A 26,715-nucleotide genomic window follows, 5' to 3' on the forward strand; every position below is an offset into this window, starting at 1 on the left:
ACTAGCTTGGTACGCACTATGTGCGGCAATACAATGTGTGGATGATGAAATTCGAATGGAACCCGGCAAAAAAGCCTTTATAAACCATTTATCGTTCCCACGCTGCGCGTGGTAATGCAGCCTTGGATGCTGGAGCGTCCTGCTGAATCAAGGCAAACAGGAGTAGAAGCCGCTACGTCATCATCGAAGCCGACAAACTGCATTTCATGACCAGCACGGTAGTTGAATAGGCTGGCCGTTTTCACGCGCCCGGAAACCGTGCAAATCGTCCTCGACAGCTGGCAATACCAACATCAAAGGGTCGTTTGAAACTTTACGACTATGTGATCCTGGAAAATCATCTGCACCTCAATGCGCAGGCCCCGGAATTGAACAAATGCGTCGCCAGCTTCAAAGCCTATACCTATCGATCATTTGCGGCAGCAAAAAGCCGAGCGCCTGCTCCAACGGCTGCACTCTGCCAAACCGGCGCGCAAACAGGATCGCGAATATCAGTACTGGCAAGAAGGCGTGCAAGCCAAATTGATCTTGAACGAAGCGATGATGCGGGAAAAACTGGACTACATTCACGCCAACCCGGTTAAACGCGGTTACGTGAAGTTGCCGCGGCATTGGAGCTACTCTAGCGCCGCGAACTAAGATGGCTTGGTAGGGTTGATGGAGATTGACGTTTGGTGATAGACGCTGGAGCGTCCGGGGTTGAGTTCCCACGCGGAGCGTGGGAGCGATGAAAAATTAGACATGCAGTGAATATCTGACTTAAATGGTTAGCGTGCGGCCCCTTACTTCACCGCACGTTGCGAGCAAATTCCATTATAGACACTGAATGTATTTTTCTTGATATTTATGATTATTGCACCATTTATCCATGTTTACTATATATGAGTCATTTCTCTGCTTTTTCAAAATTGACAAAAAATATTCCGCTTGCTGTCGATCTACCGAAGGAATCACACTCCTGTATGAGCCCTGCCTTAAATAAATTTTTCCAATATCTAGCCCAAGATTATTCTTTGCTTTCTTGATCTCATCAAGAGCGTATTCAAGTGAATTATCACCTCCAAAGACAACACCCCATTTAACATCTGATTTATTTGCCATAGACTTGTCAATTAGCTCACTATTTTCGGAAGTTATTTTCTTTAGATTGGATTGAATAGTATTTGCCTCATTCAATATTGATCTATTGCTCTCTTGAAGGCTATTTAGTGCACTAATAACCGATTCGTCTTTAATTAAAGGCCTTATGTCTGATACCACATTCAATAATCTAAGGTTTGCATCCTTTAAATCATCAATTAACGACTGCGCATTTATTATTTCTTTGTCCTGCTCCGATACTTTAGCCTTCCATTTCATACCAACTATACTACCTTCCTCAAAACCAGCTTCTACTAATAATTGGTTTAGTTCTCTGGGAAAAAGAACAAGTAAAATAATCAAAAATAATAGACTAAAATCTCTAAAGACTGAGACAGCATCCTTAGCAACGGAAACAACCTTACTCACATTATCTATTGAAAGCATCTATCCTCTCTTATCTGTTACAGTTGCTATTTACAATAGCTATCACATCTTTAACGGTCTTTATTTTTTCAGAATCTTCATCTTTAACTCTAATATGAAAATCTTCTTCTATTGCCATTACCAATTCGATTTGATCATATTCATCAGCCCCAAGATCCTCAACTATTTTTGATTCAGAGTAAATGCGTTCCTTAACCCCTAGCTGTTCTGCAGTGATGTTTTTTACTCTTGATTCAATATTTTTACAATCATCATTCTTGATTTCTTTTTTCTGAATTATATCCTGAATTTTTAAATCACTTTTTTTTGTTTCATTTTTATAACTAGCAGTCAGATCCTTGCATTGATTTGAATCATATCTTCCTAGTTCTTTAACTGCTGAAATTACAGGAAATTTTTCAGCTTGAGCCTTATTGATCCTCGCCCATTTAGTGGCATAATCGAGTCCTTTTGCATTTATCAAGTATTCGCCATTGTAAATTGCCCCAACTGGGCATTCATAAATACACAGAGTGCAATCTATGCATTCAGTTGGGTTTATATAGAGCATAGTCTCTCCTTGATGAAATGCATCCGTGGGGCAAACGTCTACACAATCTGTGTATATACAACTTTGACAGAGCTCAGTGACTATAGTTGTATCAGTTTCCTTCAAACTGGCATGAGCTACCTTAGCGAAAATTCCCGATATATTGGTCGGGATAAATAGGCTTAACAAGAGTTTAATAAAAAGTCTTTTATCCATATTTACCATTGAAAGTAATTCAGTATTGTTATCATACATGATACATTAATTATAAAATTTTAATAAATTGCGCCAAAATATAATATTGTATTCCATATACAATCAATTAGTCTAGCTGTCAACTTGTTTAGCCCATAAAGCATTATAACTAGAAAAATGATGATGTGTTAAATCAATAAGCCTGCACTTAAAACTTCAACAACATCCTCGGCAAAATATCATCCAGATGCAGCACGACTTTCTCGATCAACTCAATCAGGTTGAAATTATATTTCTGATCAATAGCGAGTTCTTTCTGTTTTCGTGCTAGATATTTGGTATCGTTTTCGAAGCCTCAGAACTCGATATAAACTTTGCCGGTAGGGATGTAAAAGTCGCAATACATTTCCTCTTTGATCGGCAGTTTGCGTTCGTAGGCGTGGATGATTTCCGCCACTCATCGTTCCCACGCCGGAGCGTGGGAACAATAAAGTTAAGCAAATTGTCTGCAACGGCTAGGATTTTTTCTCGGTCATTGGACAAAATAACTCCAACGTTTTAGCTCGGAACTAAAACGACGCAGTTCCGCGACAGAATGATCGAGAAAAATGCTCGAACGTTTTAGCTGGGAACTGCATCGTTTTATAAAATTTCTCGATCAGTGGAGAAATTTTCTTGATCGTTGGAGCTCGGAGCTCGGCCGTTCCGGAAAATTTCTAAAGCGCCGAAGCTCAGAGCTCGAACGTTGGAGAAAATTACTCGGTTTCCCGGCAAGGACGGGTTACTCAAGCCGCCCGAAACGATTTGGCTTTCCTATGTATCAGTTAAAACGGTCATAAATCCCGCTCCGTTCAGGTTTTGCCTGGGTTTGCCGGGCCAGCGGTTTTTCGGGGGAAGCATCGCCACCAATCTGATAAAATCCGCAGTTTAATTATCGATCAAACATTCCCGATTTATCGCTTTAACCACTCAGCTATCACCATCCCATGAAAAATTACAAAATCGCAATATTGGCCGGCGACGGTATCGGCCCTGAGATTACCGCGGAAGCCGTCAAGGTTCTGAAAGTTATCGAAGAACGTAACGACGTAAGCTTCGAATTGTTGCCGGCCGCCTTCGGCGCCTGCGCGTATTTCGAATCCGGCTCGGCGTTTCCGCACCAAACCAAAGCCATTTGCGACGAGGCCGATGCGATCTTGAAAGGCCCAATCGGCTTGAGCCACGAAGATTCCAAACGCATCCCCATCGACGAGCAGCCGGAACGCGGCGCTTTGTTGCCTTTACGTCGTCGTTACAACACCTACGCCAATTTTCGTCCGGTGTCGTTGCCAAAATCGCTCGGACATTTTTCGCCATTAAAAGCGGAAGTGATCGGTGAGGGTATCGATTTGGTGATCGTCCGCGAATTGGTCGGCGGTTTGTATTTCGGCGAAAAAGAAATGGGTGTCAACGATGCCGGTTTGCGTTATGTGCGCGAAACCCTGGAGTACGACGAGTCGCAAATTCGCCAGATCATGCAGCAAGCCTTCAAATTGGCCAGCAAACGCCGGAAATTGCTGCACAACATCCATAAAAGCAACGTACTGAAATCCAGCGTGTTGTGGAATGAGGTGATGGAAGAAGTCGCGAAAGACTATCCGGACGTACAAGTGGTAAATATGCTGGTCGATGCCGCCGCCACCGCGCTGTGCCTGAAACCCACCCAGTTCGACGTCATGGTGATGGAAAACATGTTCGGCGACATTTTAAGTGACCAAGGCGGCGGCATTTTGGGCTCCTTGGGTTTGATGCCATCTGCGTGCATCGGTCCGGACAAAGCCTACTACGAGCCATCCCACGGTTCGGCGCCGGACATCGCCGGCAAAAATATCGCCAACCCGTATTCGATGATAGGCTCGGTGGCGATGATGCTGGAAAACAGCTTTGATATGGAAGCGGAAGCGAAAAACGTCTGGGCGGCGATGCAAGGCGTGTTTGCCGACGGTTATTCCACTGCCGATCTGTCCAAACCCGGCAGCGGCGTGACGATGATCAGCACTGTAGAATTCGGCGACAAGGTGGTCGAGAAGCTGCGGCAGATGCCTAAGGTCTAAGTGGGTCTTTGGCATCCGATAACGGGCATAGTTTTTATCTAGCCGATGCCATGCCCGTCAATGTTTTTTGTCCGAATAGGTTTTTGGCGTTCGTAGACGATAGAATTATTCGCGAACCCTAATCAAATCGTGGCAACTTTTGCAGGTGGCGCCGACTTTGCCGAATTGGGCTTTAACTTCCGCAGGATCGCCATTGGCCGCCACTTTTTGCAATTCGTTGGCTTCCTTGATGAATGTCGCTTCGATTTCTTTCACTTCGTCCTGTTTTTCGAAGAATTCCGGTTTCAGTCGCGTCGCTTTCCAGCCGGTACCTTTATCGGTGCCAGGGCCGTAAAGGCTGAGCAGACCGGAATTAGCGACCGCAGCAACCGCATTCGCGGCAGCTATCACCTGATCCTTGTTAAATGTTTCCGGATGGTCGGCAGCTTGTGCTTTGATTTTCGCAGTATTCCAGCCCAAGAACGAGTAGGCGGATTGGCGGAAGCGAATCTGGTCTTCCACTTCGCCGGCCATGGCCGCCGTTGTAGCAGCGCCCAGCGCCAGTGCGATTATCAGTTTCAATTTCATGGGGTTAACTCCTTGTGGTGTGGTAGAAAAAACTAAGGTTTAGGATTTAGGATTGGCCGAAGCAGATTGGAAGCTAGCCAACGGTGCCAGATATTCGACAAAGCCGCCGCTCCAAACGCCCCAGACCACCGTTACCGCGATCAATAAAGTGATTACAAAACGAAACGGTCCGACCGGTTTGATCGGGGAGGGCGCTAAGGATCTGGGCAGTTGTTTTTTACCGGTCAGCATTGCGCCGACCAGGTTGGTTTTTTTCAGGCGTTGGTAAAGTACAACTGCGGTGACATGCACTGCGACCAAACCCAGCAGGATATTCACCGCAAAAATATGCCAACCGCTGAGTTTGTCGCTGAGCTCTTTATCAATGGCATGAAACAGCGGACCTTCAAAAGCAATATCGTCGTTGGCGAACAAGCCGGTAACCGTTAGAACGCTCAACACCGCCAGCAAGGCAATAATCGCGATCGCACCGGCCGGGTTGTGGCCAACGCCTTGCCATTCGCCTTTAACATATTCCACCAGCCTGGAAAAGGTCGGAAAGAAACTGGTGAAACGGGCATGGGTAGTGCCTATAAAGCCCCATATCAATCTGAACACCAGCAAACCCAAAATCAAACTGCCGAAGCGGGCATGCCAGTCGGTCAGATTGCCGCCCAGTTTGCCGGTGGCATAAGCGCCGACCACGGCGATGACCAGCAACCAATGAAACAGGCGTAATGGCCAATCCCAAATATGCACTTCCACTTTCATTGAAATCCTCCCGATGGTTTAACTGTCGCGCAGGTAAGCGTTGAAAAAACTGCCGGTTCTATCCCAAGCTAGCTTGGCGGTGCCGGCGTCATAGCGCGGGGTAGTGTCGTTGTTAAAACCGTGCTGCACGCCCGGATAGGTGTGGGCTTCGTAATTGACGCCGGCGTTTTGCAGAGCTGCTTCATAGGCCGGCCAGCCGGCATTGATGCGGTCGTCGACCCCCGCATAGTGGATCAGCAACGGCGCTTTGATTTTTGCGGCCTGATCAGCGGCAGGCTGGGCGCCGTAGAACGGTACGCCGGCGCCAAGATCCGGCAGACGAGTGGCCAGGAAGTTGACAATGCCGCCACCGTAGCAAAAGCCTACCGCGCCTAGCTTTCCGTTACCTTGCGGCAATTTTTTAATGGCTTGGGCTGCCGCCAGGAAATCGGCCTGGGTTTTCTCTTTATCCAGTTTTTGGAACAACTCGCGGGCCTTGTCTTCATCGCCCGGATAACCACCCAGCGTAAACAGCGCGTCCGGTGCGAAGGCAATGAAATTTTCCAGCGCCAGACGGCGGGCGATGTCTTGGATATGTGGATTCAAGCCACGGTTTTCGTGAATAACCAGTACCACCGGCAGTTTGCCGGCTGCTTTAGCCGGTTGCACCAAGTAACCGCGAATCTTGCCGTTGCCGTGCGGCGATGGGTATTCCACGTAGGTGGCCTTGATACGCGGATCGTCGTCGGCGACTTGCTTGGCTTCAGCGAAACGCGGGTTAAGTGCTTCCAGCAATGCTTCGGCGGTCAGGCCGAGCAGGGCATACTTAGGTACCGACGATAAAAAATCCCTTCGGGAAATATCGCCGTGTACGTATTTATCAAAAGCTTGTAACGCTTCCGGGTGAAAGTCTTGAGCGGTCTTGCGCGCCATCCTACAGTTCTCCTAAAGGTTTGTCCTAAACGCAAATAACCCTGGACGCAGCGTCCGCATCCTTGGTCTTGGCGTGGTTCGAGTTGTGCGCGGCGGTTGGCGCCGCGATTAATGCTACTTTGTCAGATTCTCAAAGTTGCTCGTCATTCCGGCAGGGATTGCCGGAATCCAGGGCCCATGGATGGGTTGAAGATTGCCATCCATAGCACTGGATACCCGCTTCCTGGCGGGAATGACGGCGTCTTCTTAAATCTGTCAAAGTAGAATTAATGAGCCGGGCAAACTTTTTACCCGGCCAGTTCATGATTTATTGCGGAACCGTCAGAACCGACAGTTTGGTGACGCCGGCTCTTTCTATGGATGACATCACCTTGGCGACGATGCCGTATTGCACCGCGTCATCCGCGTTCAGGTTTAACGCAAACTCCGGATTGGCCGCCAGGCGGTTTCGCAATTCGCCTTCGATGATTTCCAAGGGAAACTCCTGCTTGTCTATGTAGATTTTGCCTTGAGCATCCACACTCAAGTAAGAAGCCGCTTTGTCGTCCGGCGGCGCGGTTTCCGCGGTTTTCGGCAGATTGACGTGTACGGCCTGGGTTAACAAAGGGGCGGTGACGATAAACACCACCAGCAGTACCAACATCACGTCCACTAGGGGCGTAACGTTGATTTCGCCCATGACGTCATCGCCGCCGTCGTCTTTAGTATTGAATGCCATTATGCGTGCGCCTCTTTCGCGATTAATTCTTCATGGGTGTCTTTGATGCTGGATTTTTTGCCACCGCTGACATCGGTCAAACGTGCGGAAGCTGCCGCCGTAGCCGGTTTACTGCCGGCGCGTTCGATGATGAACGAACTTTTCAGGGCCAAATGCACAAAGTCGATGGCAAAATCGTCCAGGAAGGCCCAAACCACTTTATTGCGGCGGATGAAAAAGTTGTAACCCACTACCGCGGGTACCGCGACCGCAATACCCACTGCGGTAGCGATCAACGCTTCACCGATAGGGCCGGCTACTACTTCCAAGCTGGCGGAACCGGTTTTGCTGATATTGGTCAACGCACCCATGATGCCCCACACGGTACCGAACAAGCCGACGAACGGCGAGATACTGCCTATGGTCGCCAGCACCGCCAGCCCGCTTTCCAGCGAGCCGCGCTCTTTTTGCATTTGTTGACGCAAGCGTCTGTCCAGCAATTCCTGTCTGTCCCAGGTATGCTCCAAGTCGTGAGTCGAAGCGCCGCCGTCGGTTTCGATTAATGTCGAAAAACCGATGCCGGCGACTCGGGCAGCCGGACCATCCTGATTCTCCAGGTGAGCCGCAGCCTGGATATTAGGCGCGCTCCAAAATTCCTTGTTATAGCGGCGGTTGTGATAGGAAATGCGGATGTGTTGCACGCCTTTGATCAGGATTAAGCCCCAAGTCACGACCGAGGCGGCGATTAAGGTGTTCAGGGTGCCATCGACGATGACGTTGGTTGCGATATCAGACATTTTTGATCCTCAAAAATAATTACAATTTAAAAGTGAATGGAACCGTGGTGTAGCGGGCGATCGGCGTATCGCCGCGTTTGGCCGGCACGAAAGACCACTTAAGAACGGCTTTGACGGCAGCATCGTCCAAAACTTTTTGGCCGCTGGATTTACTGACGGTAACGCTATCGGTGGTGCCGTCGGGCAGCACGTGTACTTTCATCACTACCTTGCCTTCCCAGCCGCGTTCTTGCGCAACTTCCGGATACTCGGGCAGTGGGTTGTGCAGGTAAGCTGCGTCGGCTACCGGCTCGGTGATTTTTTCCTCAACTACCGGAGCGGGAGGCGCCGGCGGTGCTGTTGGTGCGGTCGGCGCGGTATCTACTACTGGAGTCGGATCGGGTGCGGGTGCTTGCTCAACCACTTTTTCCACGGGTTTCGGCTTTTGTGGTTTCAGTGGTACTACTTTCGTTGTTGGCGGTTTGGGTTTCACCAAAGGCGGTGGTGGCGGCACTGGTTTGGGTTGCGGCCTGGTCAATGTAATTTGTACCTTGGTCTCGGGTTTGATTGGCTCGACAATTTCCTGCTCAAACGCCGCGCCGCTAAAATGACTGACAACGGTGTTGTGGATAAAAATCGTCAGTACGCCAATCAATAGAAAATCCACCAGTTTGTGATCGCGGGTTTCGGTGACGTACTTGAAATCCCCCAACGCAACCGCAACGCGCGAATGCGCCAAACCTTCGGTCAACTGAGCGACAGACGGTTTTAAAGAAACAAGGTCTGCCGCGTCCCAATCCGCGGGAGCCCCCGCAGGTGCCAGTTTATTAAAAGTCGCTAAAGGACTGCTCATGCCGATGTTCCCCATTTCTTAAATATAAAGGCCATATTCCCTGTTGCTCCGCGCTAAATTGGCGGGTGCTATTCGGTTAATAGGCTTTGATTAGTGCTATTGATTTCTAATACAGCACGAGCTATGCCAGATTGCCGGAAGGCGTGGCAACGTCTGGTTTTGGGAGCAGGGCGGGAGGCTAAGTTATTTATTTATAACTTGTTTTTCATGGAACAAATCGGGCAATACGCGAGTGGATAGCTAGGGATTTCAGCAGGCATAAAACGCCGCATTGCTTGCTGAGCACCAATTTCCTGTGTCTTGTGTTTAGGAGGTGTTCGTAGGGCAACAGTTGTTGAGTGGTCGAGTTATCTTACTCGCAGACCGCAACTCGGGCTGAGTTTGGGAGAGGCCTAAATAAGCCGGGGTGTCCAAATTGCGCAAGATACGGTTGAACAAGCATCTGGGAAATCGGTCGTTCTGAGGGTGTCTTGAATTTTGTGTAAGACAGGGTTGAGTTTGTTGATTTACCGTGATCGACCCAAACCGGCCTGTCGCGCGTATACTAGCTCAGAAGCCGGTATCTGGTACTTGGCCGCCGTTCAATCAATTGGAATCAGCCCGCGCGTAGGGGTTTATATCCAACGGGCATTGCGCTGAATATTGAACCATTCCATGCGGCGCAGTGGTGCGTCGCCTATTGACACCTACAGACTCTAAATCTTACGGCGCTTTTGCGCCTTACGGTCTTTCATACGGCCACCAATGATAAATAAAAAGACTCACTCCATAAAATAAGCATTGTAAAACAATGAGTGCTATATAAGATAACCCAGGATTTCGATTTAATCGCACCATCCTTAAAACTGTGATTGAGTATAACCGCCCCCCTATATTTAGCAATATAAACATGCAAAGTAGCCACGCCAAAATAGATAGCCTTGATACAGTCATTGTCACAAAAACAATTGTGGGCAACATTGAAATTGTATAAATCCAATTATTAGAATAGTTCAAGCGCTCCACCCTAAATCAATTAGAACCAAATGAACACATTCCTTGCTTGAATGCATTATCTGCCAAACTATCACCGTTCAAGTCGCAAAAAGGAGACTGACATTCAGCTAACCCCTCAGAATACAAAACAAGACCTATTCCAAAAGCTCTAGCATTAGAAACTATTTTTCCGGTAGCCGGGTCAATTTTTGCAATTTTTCCAGTAATTTTTTCTACCACTTTACTCAATATTTTATTAACTCTTTGCTCACCGGGTGTTCTTATTACATTGCCTCCTGAAATCGGATTACCTGTTGGTCCTCGACTTGTGGTTCCAACTCCTTCTATTGGCATAAGCCCATCTGGATCGAAGTCATTCACCGGATCATTCACCACGTATTCATAAAGATTGGTATCTCCCCCTTCAAACCCAATCGGGTCCTTGGCCGTCCAGCGCCCGGTTTGCGGATCGTAATCCCTCGCTCCAAATCTGACCAGTCCGGTATCGCGGTCGTAAAGTCCGCCGGCGTAGCCGAAGGGTTGGAAGCCGGGGTTGGTGTCTTGGGTCACTTTGCCCCAAACATCGTAACTGATTTTTTGCAGCACGGTGTTGGTAGCAATGTCGACGATTAGACGAGGGCTGCCGAGGTGGTCCTTGACGATGCGGTAGGTGTTGCCGCCCTTGATCATGTAGTCCGGCACGTTAGCGGCGGTAGCGTAGACAAAACGACTGATGACATTGCCGTTGCCGTCCAATTCAGCCACGGGCTTGAGCTGGTCCTGGTACAGGAAGCCTTGCTCCAGGACGTTGTTGCGTTTCTTGCCGATTCGGCGGTTTTGGCCGTCCACCAGATAGTCGATGGCGGTGCCACCGGAGAGTGCGACGTGCCTCAGATTGCCCAACACGTCGTAGCTGTAAGCGATCGTCGCTGCGCCTATCGTCTTGGTTTTCAGCTCACCGTTGGCGGTGTAGGCGTAGCTGGCAGTGCCAAAGTCGAGCAGGCGGTCCTGGTCGTCGTAGTGGGCGACCGTCTGGCCGTTGACTTGGGTGCGGTTGCCGTTGGCGTCGTAGCCGTAGCTGGCCTGAACGGTGCCATTAAATTTCACTTCACTCAATCTGCCGGCCACATCGTAGCCGTAGTCGTAGTTGTTGGTCACACTGCCTAGGGTTTCGATTTTTTGGGTGATGCGCCCCAGTTTGTCGCGGCTGAAGTCGGTTTTGTATAGATTCGAGGTGCCGTATTTGGCCAAATAAGCGCTGACCTCGCCGAAACCATTGTAGCTGTAGCTGTCGGTCAGGCTGCCGAGAACTGTGCCAGTCAATAGGCCGTTTTGCGCATCGCGGCTTAAGGTCAGATCGCCGGCTTTGTTTAACAGATTGTCGGCATCGTAGCCATAGGCGATGGCATTGGCGCCGTTGACGCTGATACTGGCGACGCGGAAGTCATTATCGTAGCTTTTGCCGACACTTCCGCTCACGGCACCCGACCAGCTGGTTTGGGTCGGTAAGGCACCGTTAAGGCTGTAATCCAGCCCCAGGCCGTCGGGCGTATCGATACCGATCAATTTGCCGGTGCTGGCATGGTAGCCATAGATATAATCGCCTTCCGGCACCGTAACTTTACCGGCGCGGCCGGCGGTGTCGTAGGTGTAGTCCACGGTCTGGCCGTCCGGACGTTGTATCTGGATCAGTTGTTTGTCGAGGTTGTAATGGTAGAGCGTGCTGTTGCTGCCCGTCGCCACATCCGGCGGTACGCTGGAGGCCGTTTGGTCGACCGGCGTGTAGGTAAAGCTGTGGTCGGGCCTGCTGGGCGGTGTCAGAGAGGTCAGGTTACCGTTGGCATCGTAGCCGAACAGAATCTCGCGGTTGTCCGGCAGGATTTTCTTGGCGACGCGGCCGGCCAGATCGTACTGGTATTTAACCTGCCGGCCAATAGGATCGGTGATGCTGTCCAGATAGCCTTGCGGGTTGTAGGCAAAGCTGATCAGCCGTTCGTCAGCGCCGGCTCCCTGGATGATAGTGGCCGGACGGCCTTGCGGGTCGTAGCCGTTGATGATCGGCAGCAGACCGGTGGCCTGGGTTTGAGTTAGTCGGCCCAGGCTGTCGATCACCGTCTTGGTTTGCCGAGCCGCCGGGCTGGTAGATGTGAACGTTTTAGTGGCCGCATCGAACACGGTGGTACGGGTGCGGCCGTTTAGGGTGACGGTATCGGTGAGCGTCGTAAGACTCAACGGATTGTTGCTGTCCGCTAGCGTCGCGGTGCGCTTGGTGGTCAGATTGGCGGTTAGGCCACCGGTGCTGGTTTGCCGGCTTTGGGCGATCGGCGACAGGATGGAAAATCGCGGGTCGGGGCCTTTTAGCAGCGTGGTCAGCGTGCCGTCGGCATCGGTGGTGGCAACCGTGCCGTCGGTTTTTTCCTGCGTGGTCGAAACGGTATAGTCGGGCTGGGTGTGCTTACGCTCCCGGTCGCCGGTGCTTAAGTTTCGCACGGCATGGCTGGTGACCCGGTTGAGTGCGGTGGTGAGAGAAACCGCATAGCCATCGGCCAATTCGCTGCGGACCAGGGTGGAAATGCCGCCGATGGCGTTGGCATCCGTGAACAAGCGCCCTTGAGCGTCATATGAAAAGGTAGATGCGTTGCCGCTAGGGTCCTTGAACGAAGTCAACAAACCGTCGGTTGTATAAACCATTTCGTGGGTCTCGCCTGCGGGATTGGTGACTTTGGCGAGATAGCCGTTTGCATCCAGCGACAGTGTGGTGCGTTGGCCGAAAGGCGCGACGATGGCGGTGGGATTGCCCTGAGCATCACGCCCTATTCGGGTGATCAAGCCGTCGCCATCGGTGATCTGGCTTAAATGACCTTGCGTATCGTAGCCGAAACTGAGCAGGGTGGCGCCGGTGAGGGTGTTTAGGGTGGCGAGATGCCGTCCCGAGGAATCGAAGCTATAGAGTTCCGTGCCGTCTTCCGAGGGGATGGCGATTTCACCCGTATTAAAACCGGGCAAGGCGGGAGAAACTCTGCGTATTCTTTGATTGTACAAATCGCTGATATATATATCACCATCAGGTCCAAAAGCAATGCCCATGGGATAAGAAAGAGCGGTTTGAGTAGCCGGTCCGCCATCACCATTAAATCCCCATTCTCCGTTCCCTGCCACATCGGTGATAACGCCGATTTGGTTTACCTTACGAAGCTTACCGACACTTTGATCGGTGAAATACACGTTGTTTTTTGAATCAAGTTCAATATTTTCACTCGATAATTCTGTAATTCCATCACCTGCAACGGTAGTGATTATGCCGTCTAACCCTACTTTGCGTATCCTATAATTTCCAGCATCCATGATGTACAAACTACCATCTGTTCCTAAGGCAATATCGCTAGGGTAATCAAGACTAGCTTTAGTCGCTGGGCCGCCATCGCCACTATAATCACTCGTTCCGTTACCGGCTACTGTTGTTATGATCCCATTTGGGCTAACACGGCGAATGCGATCACCGGCAGTTTCTGAGATATACACACTGCCATCGTTACCCACGGCGATGCCTTGTGGAGCGGCGAGCGCTGCTTGTGTCGCTGGCCCTCCATCGCCTGTTGATGCTCGTTGACCATTCCCCGCGACCGTAGTAATTATGCCGTCCGGGCCTACGCGACGGACGCGATAGCCGGTATAAGTGTCGCAAAAATACAAGCTGCCATCAGGACCGAGCGCTATGCCTCTAACATTTCCGATTGCTGCCTGAGTTGCTGGTCCGCCATCACCGCTTACGCCACTTGTACCATTGCCTGCAATTGTAGTTATGATACCGGCAGGGCTAACCCGTCGAATTCTGCTCGAGGCTAGATCACTAATATATAAATATCCTTCGACATCAACAGCAACGTCGTAGGGGTTTCTTAGCGAAGCGCTAATTGCTGGCCCGCCATCGCCGTTAAATGCTTCTTCACCATTGCCTGCCACGGTAGTCATGACGCTGGTTGCAATTGCACCAAGCACACTACGCTGGCTACCGTCGCCCATATAGAGCACCCTGCCGATCGGATCGTAGGCGTGGTGTTCATCCAGGCTCCATGCGCCCAAGTTAGCGCTACGATCAGTCCATGCTCCTAATTTTATAGTCTGTTCCTGCCATATCCGTACTTCCTGGCGCGCTCGACTACCCTCAAGCGGTACACCCGAAAAACGTCCGAAGGCGGCTGACAGCTCTGCCGGAGTGGCATAGACCGGGGCGTAAGCGTAGCCGATCTTGATGACCGCCGATTGCCCGCCCTGAACCGGACGACCAAACGCATCGAGCCCGTTCCAGGTAAACGAAACGGTTTGATTGGTTGTCGGCGGTAGACTTTGCTCAAAATGTTGACCCGCGACATCCACGATCAGATCGATCCGTTTCAGCGAACTCGGGAGTGTGGCACCGCTCACCGGAATCCGGATGGTATTGGCATTGTTCTTTCTGCCCGATACTCGGGAGCTACGGTAGTTCAAAGTGTGCTGCGTACCGGTGACCGGCAGGGTTTCGCCCAGCACCTGATTCTCGCATTCGATAATGGAGCCGGCGGCTTTACATGGGTCATCCTCTTTTTTGTCAGTAAAGGGTTGCGGGTTTTTAGGTTGAACCGCATCGTCCGGCATTTTGTAGGGCCAGTTGCAATCCCAGGTGGACAAATGGGTGACTTGTACCCGCCACAGGGTTTTGCCGGCTTGATAAAGGCTGGCGAGCTGGGTTCTTTCCTCGATGGTAATGCCCAAAGCCGACAGCTTGGCGGCATCGTCCGCCAGGTTGTCATTGTCGCTGTCAATCTCGGCAATGCCATTATTGACGGCGAATATTTTGATGACCTTGCCGTTGTCGGAGGGTATCCAGGTGGCCTTGGCGCGGTCGTAGTAACCTACCGGGACAATGGTGCCGACCGGAAAACTCAGGAAGTTGTCGATGTAGAACGGTACCGCTCTGTCGAATAACACGTCCTTACCGTCGACTTTGACGTCGGTCTCCTCCGCTTTCATTTCGAAGGCATAGGTATAGGCACTGCTGGGCGGTAATGGGCCGGGCATGGCGGCGGGGCCGTTGGCGCCGACGGTGTATTCGGTCAGGCGAAGATTGAGCGTGGTAACGGGTTTTGTCGTGCCGTCCGCGTTATAAATCTGAGCCTGCGTGCCTATGGGAATCAGCAGCGTGGCTTGGCGGATGCCGTCCTTATCCGTGATTTGGCTGCCTTGCGCCACTTGAAAGTCGTGGGTATTGTCGTTGAGGTTGACGGTGCTGAGCTTGGCGTCTTGTTGCACCAGGATTGCCGTGTCGGCAATAACGTAATTTTGCCACGGCGCGGTGACTTGACGTTGCGCCGGCAGGTAGCCGGATTTTTGATAGTTGAGGGTCAACAAGCCACCGCCATTGGCCGCCATATCATATTGCCCGTCGGCGCGGCTTAGGGTTTGGCCGAGTTCCGGATGGTCTTTGATAGCGATAGTGACGCCGGACAAGGGGTTGTTGTCTTTATCCAGCACTTTGCCGCGAATCACCGCCGCGCGTTTGGCGTCTATGGTGCCGGGCTGAACACCGGTCTGTATCGGGTTGCTGCCTGAATAGAGGAATTGACTGGCGGCATACGTCGTAGTGGCGACGGTTGGGTCCAATTTGGGCGCGGCGGTGACCGGGTTGGGCGGCAGGCCTTTGTCGGGGCCTAGGGAAACCGTCAGGTTGACGACGGTACCGATCTTAACGCTGCTGCCGGCGGCCAGGCTTTGGCTAATCACGCTGCCGTCGGCTTTGGCGTTGTGTTGGAAGGTCAGAGTGCCAACGTTAAGCTTTGCCAGGGTTATCGTCTGCTCTGCGGCCGCCCGGCTTTGATCTACCACGTTGGGCATGGTGGTCTGATCGGCGGCGACTACAGTGATGCTATAACTTTGGCTGTCGCTGCCGCCTTTACCATCAGTGACTTTGACGGTGACGGCTTGGGTACCGGTTTGCCCGGCCGCCGGCGTCCAGCCGATGATGCCGGTTTGGCTGTTGATGCTCATGCCGGTCGGGTAGGCGCTGAGGCTATAGCTTAAAGCATCGTTGTCGCTGTCCGTGGCATCGACGTCGTAGACGTACGGTTTGCCGATGGTCGCGGTGGTCACTGGCATGCTGGTGATTTGCAGCGGGTGGTTGGTGACCGGTTTGGCCGATACCGTTACCAGTGAGGAGGCTGGATCGCTATTGAGTTTGCTGTCGTTGACGATCAGCTGGGCCACGTAGTCGCCCGGCAGATCGGGCGTCAAGGTAGCTTTTACTTGATCGGCCTGTTTCAGTTCCGGGTTGCTGCTGACCGGTTTGCTGAGTACCGACCAGGCATAGCTCAATGGATCGTTGTCAATGTCGCTGGATAGGCTGCCGTCCAAAATGACCGAGGTGCCGGCTATCGTGGTTTGGTTGCCGCCCGCGTCGGCAATGGGTTTGGAGTTTTCGGTACTGACGATCAGTTGGTCGGGCAAGCTATCAAGCAGACCGTCGTTGACCGTTAACTGAAGTGTATAGCTACCGGGCTTGTCCGGGATAATGTTCGGCGTTTGAATATTTTGATTTTTCAACAATGCACTGCTGTCGACGGGTTTTCCCAACAGCAGCCAGTTGAAAGTCAGAGTATCTTGATCGATGTCGCTGGAATTAAGGCCGTCCAGATAGGCGGTTTGCTGAACTTTGACGGTTTGGTCGGCGCCGGCACGGGCTACCGGCTTGGAATTTTCGGTGGTAATCACCACCACGGCGGCGGCACTGTCGATCTGGCCGTCGTTGACGATCAGCTCAATCAGGTAATTGCCTTTGCGATCGATGGTCAGTCTTGGCTGGACCGCACCGGCATCATTCAGGCTGGCAACGCTGTTAGCCGGTTTTTCCAGGATACGCCAGCGATAGGTCAACGTGTTGCCGTCTTCGTCGCTGGAGGCAATGGCGCTCAGGGTGACTTCGGTGCCCACGGTAACGGTAATATCGCCGCCTGCATTGGCCACGGGGGGATGGTTGGCGGTGGGCAAAACGCCCATCACGCTTTTAGAAAACGTAAAGCCGACTCTTTGGGGATTGCTGAATTTCAGCGGAATGTTTTTGACGGTTTCCCCTGGCGAAAGTGCGCCATCGCCCAGCGGGACACTCACATAAGGGGTGCCGTCGGCAAGAGCACCGCTGGCATTGGCCAATTTCACCGTCGCTTGGCTGATATTGCTGATGACCAGTTGGATCGGGATTTGGATGGCCTGGCTGGATTTGTTGCTGAGGGTGGCCAGGGTGTCGAAGGTGTTGGTATATCGGTTTAGCGCATAGCCGGTAAAGGTGACGGTTACTTGGTCGTTGACTGACACTGGATTCGGGGTAACCGCCCAGGTTGGAACACTTTTGAATATCAGGGTTAGTAGTAGTAAGTGCGTTAACCGTCTCCAGATGCGAGCCATCCTGTTGCCGCAGAACTGACTGACAACTATACTATTTTGAATGGTTCCTTTTCTAGCCTGCATAGCCCTGACTCCGCAGTGTATTGGCATCCGCGACAATAGGCTACAGAGGCCATTTTTATGCGCATGCCTGTCGATTAGTGATCTAATCGATCGATTGAAGGTTGATTAAAGGCTGGCTTGTTGGTTACAAGCCAGCAGGCGTTTATTACGGCCCAGCGCCAGACTCCCAACACCCGTCAAGATCAGCGGGAGCGTGCCTGGTACCGGTATGCCGTGACTCGTGGCTTCTACATTCCAGACAGCACTTGGATTGGTGGACGAAAATACGGACAAACCCTTGCCGTCACCCGTCAAACCCATCGAAAACAGCGCGGCGGAATCGGTCGGATCGGTAGTCGAAAATAATGGGGAACTAGCCAGTTCGTCGAGAAGATAAAATCTAAAGGCATCTGGCGTCAGAGCGTTTGCATCAAACAGGTCGGAAATTTGCAGCTGAAAGTGTAGGATGCCGCCCAGCGTGAGGGGCTGTAGAAATTCGTTAAAACCGCGGCTATCACCCAGAGTGACGCTGGTATCCAGTAAGCCGCTGACATCGCCAAACGATGACGCTAAGCCGCGATCAAAACTGCCGTCGGTCAGAAAACCGCTGATCTGCGCGGTATTGTTGGCTACGCCATCGCCGTCAATGAAATCAAAAGCCAAGGTAGCCTTAGTGCCAGCCAGACTAGTAGTATCGATATTAACGTTAAAAGATGAGGACCAGGCGGTAAGAGGTGTTGCCGAAGCTAAGGCGATAAAGAAATAGCGATTTAACATTAAACGCATACATCCATCCAATTATGTAATAGGGAGATGACTAACCTGATGGGATTGACATATCAAACGCAGTACATTCCTATTCATGCTAGATAAAAAACCCAAATTCAAAATCAATAAAAGTTCAGTTGCGGCCTGAAAGGAAAACGTGCAAAGCTTGCCTTAACGACATTAGCCACTTATTTTGTGTACTTGATTTTGGTACATGGAAAGTAATGTACTATGTGCTGTATGTCAAATTTTGTGTTAGCGACAAAAATGAGTTTGTAGCATGGACTTATCCGATGATGTAAGGGCCGTAACATCCTTCGCGAAAGAGTTCACCCACTATGTGCAGGTAAACGCATGGATTCTAAATTGTAAGCCTGGTTTCACCAGCGTTCCAGCGTCTCCGTAACGGGCTTAGCAAAACGCGATGATCAAAACGAATGACAGAAACGGCCTAAGACTTGATGATGGAGAGGGATACGAACGACCACTATCTGGGTAGAGCCGCCATTTGAATGTCAGATTCTAACAACCGACGAACGGCAGGTTATGGCCGATTCTGTTGAAAATGGCGGTATTTTGAAAGTCAGTTGGAACGGCGTTTTGATTGATTGCCGTTGTTTTTCAGAAGCTGGCAGGTGAGTTTTTTGCTTTTTGGTGCATGAATACGACCTCTATTGCCGTTATGCGGGTATCAATTGGGTTACTGGTTCAGTTATTGCCAACCTCTTGGCCATTCGCCTTAGATTTTGGGCTGTCGCCGCCAATAGAAACTCATCTTTGGCATTACTGAAGCCTCGTGAACGTAGTTTGTCCATCTTCAAGATACGTTTGAGATGAGCAAACAGCATTTCGACCTTCTTACGTTCCCGCCGAGATTGTTTGTAAGCATCGGTTTTAGCAATAGCACGTGCAACGTCGCGAGCTGACTCGAAAGGAGTACGGACAATCTTGCGGCTAAGGGAGTTAGGGCAGCATTTCTCCTTGAGGGGACATGCCTGGCAATCAAATTGGCTTGCCCGATAACTCAAAGGATCCTTTTTCTGGGTGCGCCAAGAGGTTTTGAGGAGTTTTCCCGCAGGACAGAGGTAGTGATTGTTTTCGGCATCATAGGTAAAATCTGATCGACCGAAGGTCCCGTCAGTCCGTTCCGATTTATCGAATACCGGCACGTGCGGCTCGATGTGCTTTTCATCGACCAGCCAACCTAACATGGATGCGGAGCCATAGTTGGTATCGCCCACCAAGCGTTCGGGTTTCAGACCAAATGTCTCTTCTACCCGATCAATCATGGTGCGAGTCGCTTCAGCTTGAGCGGCTTTATTGACGGCTGAGGCTTCCACGTCAAGGATGATGCCGGTTTCCAAGTCGATCAAGTAATTCGTTGAATAGGCAAAGAATGCGGGACCACCGGGTGCGGCCGTCCAGGTAGCCGCCGGATCAGTCAGTGAAAGCGTCCGGGTGGACTCTTTGGGATCATTCGTTTCTTCTAGTGCCGCGAGATATTCACGGACCGGACGTTCTGCTTGAGCGGGATCGCCCCAGTCAATGTCGTCACCATTTTCTACTCGACGTTGCCGTTGTGCATCGGCTTTGATGATGCTGGCGTCGGTGGCAAAACCCTCGCCACGCACCAGACCTTCTGCCATGCACCGTTTCAAACACTAGCCGAAAAGCCTGACTGTCCCGAAAACGGCCCAGGCGATTCTTGGAAAAGGTGGAATGATCCGGCACGGGATCGTCTAAATCCAGTTTGCAAAACCAACGATAAGCCAAGTTGACGTGTACTTCTTCACAGAGACGGCGTTCGGAACGAATGCCAAAACAATAACCGAGAATCAACATGCGGATCATCAGTTCGGGAGCAATCGATGGCCGACCGATAGGGCTGTAATACTCTGCCAATTGCTGACGAAAATCGCCAAGATCGAGAAAGCGGTTAATGCCGCGCAACAAGTGATCTTTGGGAATATGGTTTTCGAGACTGAAACAGAAAAACAACTGCTCCTGAATCCCGGATTGTTGTCCCATCATGGCGTCACCTCATGATTGAGTGGCTGTTTGCTGTATTTTACTACGCTAGGAGCACAATATCAGGGGACTTTTTCAACAGAATCGGCCGGTAACGAGCATTCAGAAAACAAGCTTAACATCACTACTTATCTGCCAATTCCACAACCGCATGACCTTCAACCAATAATTGCAGGGCGCGTGGAAAAACTTCGTCAAACAATGCTTGTAACCGTTGGTTGGTAGTATTACCGCAGGTGACCCAAAGTAATTGTGGTGGTGGTTGCTGACGCAATAGTAGTTCGACAAAATCGCTGTCCTTACTGATTATAACGATACCCTCTTGCTGAGCGCGCTCGAAAATCTCTAGATCGTTGACATCACGCAACCCCAGGTCTCGAGGGCATAGGCTTCAACTTTGTATGTCCAGCGCAGCCAATCGGCCAGATTTGGCGGTAGTTGGGCGTCAACCCAAAATATCATGCGACCAGTCGTTCAAGGTTGGCTCGTCGGGCTGCGTAGAGAAGGCAGGCCTGGATGTCAGCGAGTTCCAGGTCCGGGTAATCATGCAGAATGGTCTCATTGCTGACGCCCTCCGCCAGCATTTGCAAGATGTCACTGACCCGTATTCTCATGCCGCGAATACAAGGTTTGCCGCCGCATTGCAGCGGGTTATGGGTGATTCGGCTCTCGATCTGCTCGTTCATAATGTGACTATTCCAATACTAATTTTATTTTAACTTCATCAGGCTAAAGGATACACGCCGCGTATTCTCTAGCTTTCATTACCGCAGCGTTTTCACAATGGTACGAGGTGCGCACCCTATCACCGGATTATGTGTCAAACCAAATCTTGACTGGATATAGCCGGTAGTGACTCAGTAATGATTCATTTTGCTCGCCAAATACTTGACAGTCAAATGGGTCACAGGCGGCCTAATCTGTTGAAATTGGCTGGCGATAATGAGGGTCTGGTATTGGCCGATTGGAGCAGGATGATTCGGGGTTTCAACCAAGCCAACATTAAATGAGTACAGCCACTTCGGCACGTTGCTAGATCATTTCCAACCACAAATGCAAATGGCCATCTTCAAAACTACTCCACCACCGGCAAAATCAAATAATCTGTCCATTTGCGGTCGCCGTCGGCTTGATCTTCTGTCGGCACCAAAGTTTCGTTCCAGCCGCCGCCCAGGGCTTTGACCAGTAACACCGATGCGGACAAACGCTGCCCCAGCAATTGCACGGCGGTTTGTTGATTGGATAGCGCGGCGGTTTGCGCGGTTATCACGTTGATATAGCTGACCGTGCCGGCCTGATACTGGTTGTTGGTCAGGGCCAAGGCCTGTTTCGCCGCAGCGACGGCTTTGTCCTGTACTTGGGTTTCTTCATCCAGGATACGCAGTGCGGCCAGGTTATCTTCCACCTCTTGAAAACCCGTCAATACGGTTTGCCGGTAGCCGGCGACGCTGGCGTCGTAGGCGTCAATCGCTTGTTTATACTGCGCATTTTTGGCGCCGCCATCGAATAAGGTTAAGGCCAAACCGGCCGGCCCCAGAGACCAATAGCGCCGCGCCATTGTGAACAAGGTGTCGGCGGTCGGCGATTGAAAACCGTTGGTCGAGGCCAGATTCAGCGTCGGAAAATAAGCCGCTTTGGCGATGCCGATCTGCGCATTGGCGGCGGCGATTTTACGTTCGGCGGCAGCGATGTCCGGGCGGCGCTCCAGCAATTCAGAGGGCAGACTGACTGGAACGCCCGGCGGTTGTGCATTCAATGGTGATGCGGCTATTGCCAACTCTGCCGGCGTTTTTCCTATTAATACGGCAATCGCGTGTTCCAGCTTGGCGCGCTGCACGCCTAGGTCGATAGACTGGGCGCGCACGGTTTCCAGTTGCGTCTCCGCCTGCACCACATCGGCCTTGGCTACCACACCGACGGCATGGCGGTTTTTGGTAATCTCCAAAGTTTTCGCGAATGCCGTTACCGTTTCGTCTAACAAGGCTTTCTGGGCGTCCAGGGTTTTCATTCGAAAGTAACTGTCCGCCAAGGCCGATTGGCTGGACAGAATCAAGGCATGCAAGGTCGCGGCGCTGGCCTGGGCATTACTGGTATTGGCTTCCACTTGGCGGCGCACGCTGCCCCATAAATCCGGTTCCCAGGCCACGCCGACCGCCTGGCCGAACAGGTTGCGCACCCCGCCCACCGCGACGTTCTGACCGGTGGCGGCGCGGAAACGGTTAAAGGTGCCGGTCAATGTCGCCACCGGCAGCAAGGAGGATTGCACAGATTGCACCAGATGCTGGGCTTGGCGGTATTGGGCTTCGGCCTGGATGATGGACTGGTTGGCGCCAGCCACCTGTTCTTCCAGTTCGTTTAGTTTGGGATCGTTAAAAATTTCCCACCATTTGCCGGGCAAGCCGGTATCGCGCGGCTGGGCCTGTTTCCAGCCCTCCACTTCTTTAAATTCCTCGGATACATTGGCTTGCGGACGCACATAATCGGGGCCTACCGTACAGGCAGCCAACGGCAAGGTCAGTAAGGAAGCAATCAATGATGGGCTTATTCTGAAACGCATGACAATTGGTTTAGATGGAATGTGGCGCCGGGCTGGTGGCGCGGTTGGAAAAACGGCCGTGCAGCCACAGCCGGAACCGGTCGAGATACACATAAACGACCGGCGTCGTGTACAAAGTCAAAAGCTGGCTGAAAATCAGGCCGCCGACGATGGAAATCCCCAAAGGCTGGCGCAATTCCGCGCCGTAACCGCTACCCAAAGCCAGCGGCAAAGCGCCGAACAGCGCGGCCAATGTGGTCATCAGGATAGGTCTGAAGCGCAGTATGCAGGCCTGAAAAATCGCCTCCCGCAAATCCAGGCCGTGCTCGCTCTCGGCCAGCAGCGCAAAGTCTATCATCATGATCGCATTTTTCTTGACGATGCCGATCAGTAAAATTACGCCGATCAAAGTCATGATGCCCAATTCCTTTTCGGGGACCTCTCGAAGTTAAAAAATCTCCTTTCGTACCCGTTAGGAGAAGGTTGGAATGAGGGGCAGGATGAATGGAATCCTAGCAAGGTATGCATCAGGCGCTCAAAGTGCAGGCGCGGTGCTATATGAAGATTGGTGGGCATCACGAGATTCAATCATTGAATTTGAATAAGCAAATCACACGCCAGTTTTTATATTATTGTTTTTTAAGAATATTGGTCGTTGGGGATCTCGTTAGTTTGCTTAAATTTCAGCAGCAACTGCTTACGGTTTGTTGCGGTGCAACCAGCAAGGCGTAATTTGGTTTCCATCCGAAGCATTTTTAAGGACTTTTCTACAGCCATTGCAGATAGAGGCGGCGAAATCTGGACAAGGTTTTTTGCGGAAAACTGGCTTTGTTGCATAAATCGATTACTGGCCCCATGTTGCAGGGGAATTCACTGATCCCCGATTGGAATGCGCAAGCCACAATCAAAGAAATACCAAACCATCAACTGGCGAGACTACAACCAATCCTTGAAGCAACGCGGCTCAATGTTGCTATGGAAAGGACATGGATTGGTTAGCGCCTGGAAGCGGCAAGCGAGGTCGGGCCGAGAAGTTTTCGGATGCTGCCATCCAGTTTTGCCTGATGGTCAAGAATCTATTTGGACTGGCACTACGGCAGGCTACCGGCATGGTAGCAAGTTTATTGAAACTGTCCGGCCTGAATTGGCCGATGCCTGATTACTCGATACTTTACCGCCGTCAACAACGTTTACCCTAGAAAGAGCAGTTGAACATTCTAAGCCGGTGCTGGTAACCCAGTTGGTGGATGCAGTTGACGGCCATGCAGATACTTCACTAGCGCCAGGCTCAAAATTCGACACCAGCATTGGATAGCCGTCAACTGCTCCGCAGTTGAGCGCAGCTCTTTGAAGAACATCGCCATCCAACGATAGCGTTGTTCCATTTTTCCAGCTTCGGCATGTGGACTGCTGATCGTCAGACGTGTCTGTCCGGCATGACGCGTCTGCTTGCCAATGGCATAGAGCATCAGTGGACGACTGGTGATAGCTTCGGTGTGTTGATCGGGATGGGCCAAACGAACGAATAGGCTCCACCAGTTGTAAATCAAAGCGGTGATTCGCGCCATGAAACGGCAGCGTTTGATGTCCTGGGTGGTAAAGCCACCCCAGCCCCAGTGATTTTTCAGTTCGTCAAAGTTATTTTCGGCATCGGCGCGGTCGCGATACCGTTGGGCAACACTGAGCGCTTCCAGGTCCAGGGTGGTGACCAACACGCTGTATTCGTAGACGGTGACGTCATCGCTCAATTCCGCAAAACTCAGTTGCACTGGGCCTTGCGGATTTTGACTGACAACCGTCAGGTTTTTCTTGATTTGCCGCCTCAACACGACAATACGTCGAGCTCGGCTCCAACCGGTCAGTCGTAGCGTCGATTCCGCCGCTTGCCAGCCCTGTCCGGCTTTAACCCAGTGACTGCCCAGCATCAAGCGTTCGATCAGCCGTTGGGTGTTCTTGGTCAAGCGCTGTTTGAACAAATAGGGCAATCCCGCCTGCTCAGCCGCGTGCATATTGGCTTCGGTGCCCCAGTCGCGGTCGCCACGAATCAGTGCCGGCCAGTGGTCGCGCGGAATGCGGTTTAATAGCCCCCAAAGCCCCGGTGCGCTGTGTTTTGAGGCCACCTGTTTACCGCTTTGCACTTTGACATCCAGCACCAGACGCAGATTAGCGAGCATGTAGCTGTGGTAGGTGTGCGACGGACGCCCAGGCTTATGTGGGTTGTAACCGACTTCAGCACCTTCCTGTTTGCCGTACAGCGTCTTGATCGTGGCGTCGCCGTCCAGAATTCCACGGCTCGCCGAGTACCGGGGCATAGACGTGATGTAAACAGGACTGCAACCACTGCGTGCCGGCTTCTTCATCCAACTGTGCGAATCCGCGGCGAACCGAGTCTTCGCTGACGACCTTGCTCATCCCTAATAATTCCGGATTGACGCCGTCGCCGCGTAACGCATTGATATGCGCATAGCGTTGATGCCCGGATCGCACCGACAACAGCACCGTACCCAACACATCGCGTTTGCTCGGCGCATTGGGACTCGTCCAGGCCAGTGGGCACTGCGTGACCCAGTCTTCAAACAAGCCGCTGACCTGTAGAAACTCAATAAAGAACGGCAATTGACCCAGCGGCGTTACCGCCGCGTCCGGATTCCAGTCGACATGGATTCGGCCTCCAAAGGTGTCTACCGGCACCGGACCGGAAACGGGCGCCAAGGCACCGGATTGTGCTTCACCTTTTGGGTGAGTGACGAGTTCTTGCATATTAGCCTCCTTGCCAACTAATTTCAGCGAATTAGACTGTGTTCGCAAGTTTTAACTGCTCTTTTAAGGTTTACAGGTCTGTATTTCCTATCGTCCTAATCCCAATCGGTTGCATTTATTGGTCGACAGCACGGGCGTGAAGATGTTGGGTGAGGGTGAATGGAAAACCAAGAAACATGGCGCTGAATACCGTCGGCAGTGGCGCAAGGTTCACTTGGGGATCGATGCCGAAACCCTGGAAATTCGGGCGATTGAAGTCGCTTCCAATCGCGTGGGCGACGCTCAAGTCTTACCGGAGTTATTGAATCAGATTCCTCGTGATGAACGCATCGATTCAGTCAGTGGCGACGGCGCTTACGATACCAAGAATGGGCATGCCGCGATTGCCGATCGGGATGCAGAAGCCATTATTCCTGTGCGTAGGAATGGCAAACTCTGGAAAGAAAATACCCTGGGAGCCCGTGCCAGAAATGAAACATTGCTGGCCACCGAAAGGCTGGGCAGAACCATCTGGAAAAAATGGAGCGGTTACCATCGTCGCAGTCTGGTGGAAACCAAAATGCGTTGCTTCAAGTTACTGGGCGAACGAGTCGATGCACGACTCGTCAACAGCCAAGTCGCCGAACTCCAAATACGGGCAGCGCTGTTAAACCGGTTTACCCAGTTGGGCACGCCAATCACGGTAGCCATACCCTAAATCCGTCTAACGGATTGGGGTAAGGGGTAAGTCGCTCACCACTGGATTTATGCAACAAAGCCTCCAGGAATTGAACATCGAAAAAGGCCGGATCGTGCAAAGTAATTTCGGCGATTATCCGATGATCCGCATCGCTGACGCACCCACCCGCGTGGATGTGCATTTTCTGAAAACCGATTATCCGGTCACCGGCCTGGGCGAGCCGGCACTGCCGCCGTTGGCGCCGGCGGTATGCAATGCGATCTTCGCCGCGACCAGCGTGCGGGTCCGGCAATTGCCGCTGTTGCGCACCGATTTGAGCTGGAGTTGATATGGCTAGTACAATCGCCGGCACACCCGCAAGCGAGTAAATCATGGCCAATAACATCAATCATCTGCTCGAAGCCTACCGGCAGCTGCAACGCCAACCAGAAGACAGCGTGTTGGCGACCATTATCGAAACCTTCGGCTCGACATACCAAAAGGCCGGCGCGCGGATGCTGATTACCCAAACCGGCGAGTTGGTCGGTTTGCTGGGCGGCGGCTGCTTTGAGAGGGATTTGGTGGAGCAGGCCGCTTCGGTGTTCGAAACCGGCT

At 51.7% G+C, this 26,715-nt stretch carries 20 protein-coding genes and 4 pseudogenes; 6 read left to right on the plus strand and 18 right to left on the minus strand.

From position 1 onward, the window contains the following. The first annotated feature begins 414 nt into the window (after positions 1–414). Positions 415–639 (plus strand): hypothetical protein, encoded by a 225-nt coding sequence (locus NP589_RS21795; protein ID WP_371929692.1) that lies wholly within the window; start codon positions 415–417, stop codon positions 637–639. A 174-nt stretch (positions 640–813) separates the two neighbouring features. Here NP589_RS21795 and NP589_RS18715 read toward each other — a convergent pair whose 3' ends face one another. Both NP589_RS18715 and NP589_RS21800 read right to left on the minus strand, forming a co-directional pair. Beyond that, the gene (locus NP589_RS18715) at positions 814–1,527 is read right to left on the minus strand and encodes a hypothetical protein (protein ID WP_256608319.1); all 714 of its coding nucleotides are present in this window, start codon (positions 1,525–1,527) and stop codon (positions 814–816) included. Positions 1,528–1,537: 10 nt separating this feature from the next. After that, a complete protein-coding gene (locus tag NP589_RS21800) occupies positions 1,538–2,311 on the minus strand; it encodes an acyl carrier protein (protein ID WP_371929693.1) in 774 nt (257 codons plus the stop codon). Positions 2,312–3,237: 926 nt separating this feature from the next. Between NP589_RS21800 and leuB the strand changes: the two genes are divergently transcribed. Continuing rightward, positions 3,238–4,344: a 3-isopropylmalate dehydrogenase gene (gene leuB / locus NP589_RS18725; protein ID WP_256608320.1), complete on the plus strand. Its 1,107-nt coding sequence runs from the start codon at positions 3,238–3,240 to the stop codon at positions 4,342–4,344. Between the two features lie 105 nt (positions 4,345–4,449). Here leuB and NP589_RS18730 read toward each other — a convergent pair whose 3' ends face one another. From NP589_RS18730 to NP589_RS18795, 14 genes and pseudogenes are all read right to left on the minus strand, one after another. After that, the gene (locus tag NP589_RS18730; protein WP_256608321.1) at positions 4,450–4,911 is read right to left on the minus strand and encodes a cytochrome c; all 462 of its coding nucleotides are present in this window, start codon (positions 4,909–4,911) and stop codon (positions 4,450–4,452) included. A gap of 39 nt (positions 4,912–4,950) precedes the next feature. After that, a complete protein-coding gene (locus NP589_RS18735; protein WP_256608322.1) occupies positions 4,951–5,661 on the minus strand; it encodes a cytochrome b/b6 domain-containing protein in 711 nt (236 codons plus the stop codon). 18 nt (positions 5,662–5,679) lie between these two features. After that, positions 5,680–6,573: a dienelactone hydrolase family protein gene (locus tag NP589_RS18740; RefSeq protein ID WP_256608323.1), complete on the minus strand. Its 894-nt coding sequence runs from the start codon at positions 6,571–6,573 to the stop codon at positions 5,680–5,682. Positions 6,574–6,880: 307 nt separating this feature from the next. After that, positions 6,881–7,291 carry an ExbD/TolR family protein gene (locus NP589_RS18745; protein ID WP_026600602.1) on the minus strand — a complete coding sequence of 137 codons (411 nt, stop codon included), beginning with the start codon at positions 7,289–7,291 and terminating at the stop codon, positions 6,881–6,883. Further along, entirely contained in the window at positions 7,291–8,067 is a 777-nt protein-coding gene (locus NP589_RS18750; RefSeq protein ID WP_256608324.1) for a MotA/TolQ/ExbB proton channel family protein, read from the minus strand. Before NP589_RS18750 ends, NP589_RS18745 begins: the two co-directional genes overlap by 1 nt. A gap of 19 nt (positions 8,068–8,086) precedes the next feature. Continuing rightward, positions 8,087–8,899 carry an energy transducer TonB gene (locus tag NP589_RS18755; protein ID WP_256608325.1) on the minus strand — a complete coding sequence of 271 codons (813 nt, stop codon included), beginning with the start codon at positions 8,897–8,899 and terminating at the stop codon, positions 8,087–8,089. 1,011 nt (positions 8,900–9,910) lie between these two features. Beyond that, positions 9,911–17,218: an NHL domain-containing protein gene (locus tag NP589_RS18760; RefSeq protein WP_256608326.1), complete on the minus strand. Its 7,308-nt coding sequence runs from the start codon at positions 17,216–17,218 to the stop codon at positions 9,911–9,913. A gap of 258 nt (positions 17,219–17,476) precedes the next feature. Further along, positions 17,477–18,136, minus strand: coding sequence for an NF038129 family PEP-CTERM protein (locus tag NP589_RS18765; protein ID WP_256608327.1), 660 nt, complete (start codon positions 18,134–18,136; stop codon positions 17,477–17,479). A 662-nt stretch (positions 18,137–18,798) separates the two neighbouring features. After that, positions 18,799–20,149: pseudogene (locus NP589_RS18770) on the minus strand (transposase). Between the two features lie 121 nt (positions 20,150–20,270). Continuing rightward, on the minus strand, positions 20,271–20,513 hold the full coding sequence (locus NP589_RS18775) for a DUF5615 family PIN-like protein (protein ID WP_256608328.1): 243 nt from the start codon (positions 20,511–20,513) through the stop codon (positions 20,271–20,273). A gap of 91 nt (positions 20,514–20,604) precedes the next feature. Beyond that, positions 20,605–20,832 (minus strand): DUF433 domain-containing protein, encoded by a 228-nt coding sequence (locus NP589_RS18780; RefSeq protein ID WP_256608329.1) that lies wholly within the window; start codon positions 20,830–20,832, stop codon positions 20,605–20,607. Positions 20,833–21,221: 389 nt separating this feature from the next. Further along, on the minus strand, positions 21,222–22,703 hold the full coding sequence (locus tag NP589_RS18785; protein WP_256608330.1) for an efflux transporter outer membrane subunit: 1,482 nt from the start codon (positions 22,701–22,703) through the stop codon (positions 21,222–21,224). Positions 22,704–22,713: 10 nt separating this feature from the next. Beyond that, positions 22,714–23,109: pseudogene (locus NP589_RS18790) on the minus strand (efflux RND transporter permease subunit); the annotation flags it as partial. A gap of 212 nt (positions 23,110–23,321) precedes the next feature. Next, positions 23,322–23,519, minus strand: coding sequence for a hypothetical protein (locus NP589_RS18795; RefSeq protein ID WP_256608331.1), 198 nt, complete (start codon positions 23,517–23,519; stop codon positions 23,322–23,324). A gap of 52 nt (positions 23,520–23,571) precedes the next feature. On the opposite strand from NP589_RS18795, the pseudogene NP589_RS18800 reads away from it, so the two are divergent. After that, positions 23,572–23,875: pseudogene (locus tag NP589_RS18800) on the plus strand (transposase); the annotation flags it as partial. Between the two features lie 24 nt (positions 23,876–23,899). Here NP589_RS18800 and NP589_RS18805 read toward each other — a convergent pair. Then, positions 23,900–24,994: a transposase gene (locus NP589_RS18805; RefSeq protein ID WP_256608332.1), complete on the minus strand. Its 1,095-nt coding sequence runs from the start codon at positions 24,992–24,994 to the stop codon at positions 23,900–23,902. Next, entirely contained in the window at positions 24,912–25,442 is a 531-nt protein-coding gene (locus tag NP589_RS18810) for a hypothetical protein (protein WP_256608333.1), read from the minus strand. Before NP589_RS18810 ends, NP589_RS18805 begins: the two co-directional genes overlap by 83 nt. 70 nt (positions 25,443–25,512) lie before the next feature. Here NP589_RS18810 and NP589_RS18815 point away from each other — a divergent pair. The 3 genes and pseudogenes from NP589_RS18815 to NP589_RS18825 all read left to right on the plus strand — a co-directional run. Next, positions 25,513–26,139 (plus strand): annotated as a pseudogene (locus tag NP589_RS18815) (IS5 family transposase); the annotation flags it as partial. A gap of 49 nt (positions 26,140–26,188) precedes the next feature. Beyond that, entirely contained in the window at positions 26,189–26,449 is a 261-nt protein-coding gene (locus NP589_RS18820; RefSeq protein ID WP_256608334.1) for a hypothetical protein, read from the plus strand. Between the two features lie 43 nt (positions 26,450–26,492). Further along, a partial coding sequence (locus tag NP589_RS18825; RefSeq protein ID WP_256608335.1) for an XdhC family protein occupies positions 26,493–26,715 on the plus strand: 223 nt, incomplete at its 3' end.

Source organism: Methylomonas rosea, from assembly GCF_024505055.1.
In the GTDB taxonomy this organism is placed as follows: domain Bacteria; phylum Pseudomonadota; class Gammaproteobacteria; order Methylococcales; family Methylomonadaceae; genus Methylomonas; species Methylomonas rosea.

What these genes read in the sequence shown, in the direction of transcription:
- NP589_RS18785 (WP_256608330.1), bottom strand. Translation starts at nt 22,703, where the DNA reads ATGCGTTTCAGAATAAGCCCATCATTGATTGCTTCCTTACTGACCTTG.
- NP589_RS18735 (WP_256608322.1), bottom strand. Translation starts at nt 5,661, where the DNA reads ATGAAAGTGGAAGTGCATATTTGGGATTGGCCATTACGCCTGTTTCAT.
- NP589_RS18750 (WP_256608324.1), bottom strand. Translation starts at nt 8,067, where the DNA reads ATGTCTGATATCGCAACCAACGTCATCGTCGATGGCACCCTGAACACC.
- NP589_RS18780 (WP_256608329.1), bottom strand. Translation starts at nt 20,832, where the DNA reads ATGAACGAGCAGATCGAGAGCCGAATCACCCATAACCCGCTGCAATGC.
- NP589_RS18820 (WP_256608334.1), top strand. Translation starts at nt 26,189, where the DNA reads ATGCAACAAAGCCTCCAGGAATTGAACATCGAAAAAGGCCGGATCGTG.
- NP589_RS21800 (WP_371929693.1), bottom strand. Translation starts at nt 2,311, where the DNA reads ATGTATGATAACAATACTGAATTACTTTCAATGGTAAATATGGATAAA.
- NP589_RS18755 (WP_256608325.1), bottom strand. Translation starts at nt 8,899, where the DNA reads ATGAGCAGTCCTTTAGCGACTTTTAATAAACTGGCACCTGCGGGGGCT.
- NP589_RS18745 (WP_026600602.1), bottom strand. Translation starts at nt 7,291, where the DNA reads ATGGCATTCAATACTAAAGACGACGGCGGCGATGACGTCATGGGCGAA.
- leuB (WP_256608320.1), top strand. Translation starts at nt 3,238, where the DNA reads ATGAAAAATTACAAAATCGCAATATTGGCCGGCGACGGTATCGGCCCT.
- NP589_RS18805 (WP_256608332.1), bottom strand. Translation starts at nt 24,994, where the DNA reads ATGCCCCGGTACTCGGCGAGCCGTGGAATTCTGGACGGCGACGCCACG.
- NP589_RS18715 (WP_256608319.1), bottom strand. Translation starts at nt 1,527, where the DNA reads ATGCTTTCAATAGATAATGTGAGTAAGGTTGTTTCCGTTGCTAAGGAT.
- NP589_RS18795 (WP_256608331.1), bottom strand. Translation starts at nt 23,519, where the DNA reads ATGCAACAAAGCCAGTTTTCCGCAAAAAACCTTGTCCAGATTTCGCCG.
- NP589_RS18740 (WP_256608323.1), bottom strand. Translation starts at nt 6,573, where the DNA reads ATGGCGCGCAAGACCGCTCAAGACTTTCACCCGGAAGCGTTACAAGCT.
- NP589_RS18810 (WP_256608333.1), bottom strand. Translation starts at nt 25,442, where the DNA reads ATGCAAGAACTCGTCACTCACCCAAAAGGTGAAGCACAATCCGGTGCC.
- NP589_RS18730 (WP_256608321.1), bottom strand. Translation starts at nt 4,911, where the DNA reads ATGAAATTGAAACTGATAATCGCACTGGCGCTGGGCGCTGCTACAACG.
- NP589_RS18765 (WP_256608327.1), bottom strand. Translation starts at nt 18,136, where the DNA reads ATGCGTTTAATGTTAAATCGCTATTTCTTTATCGCCTTAGCTTCGGCA.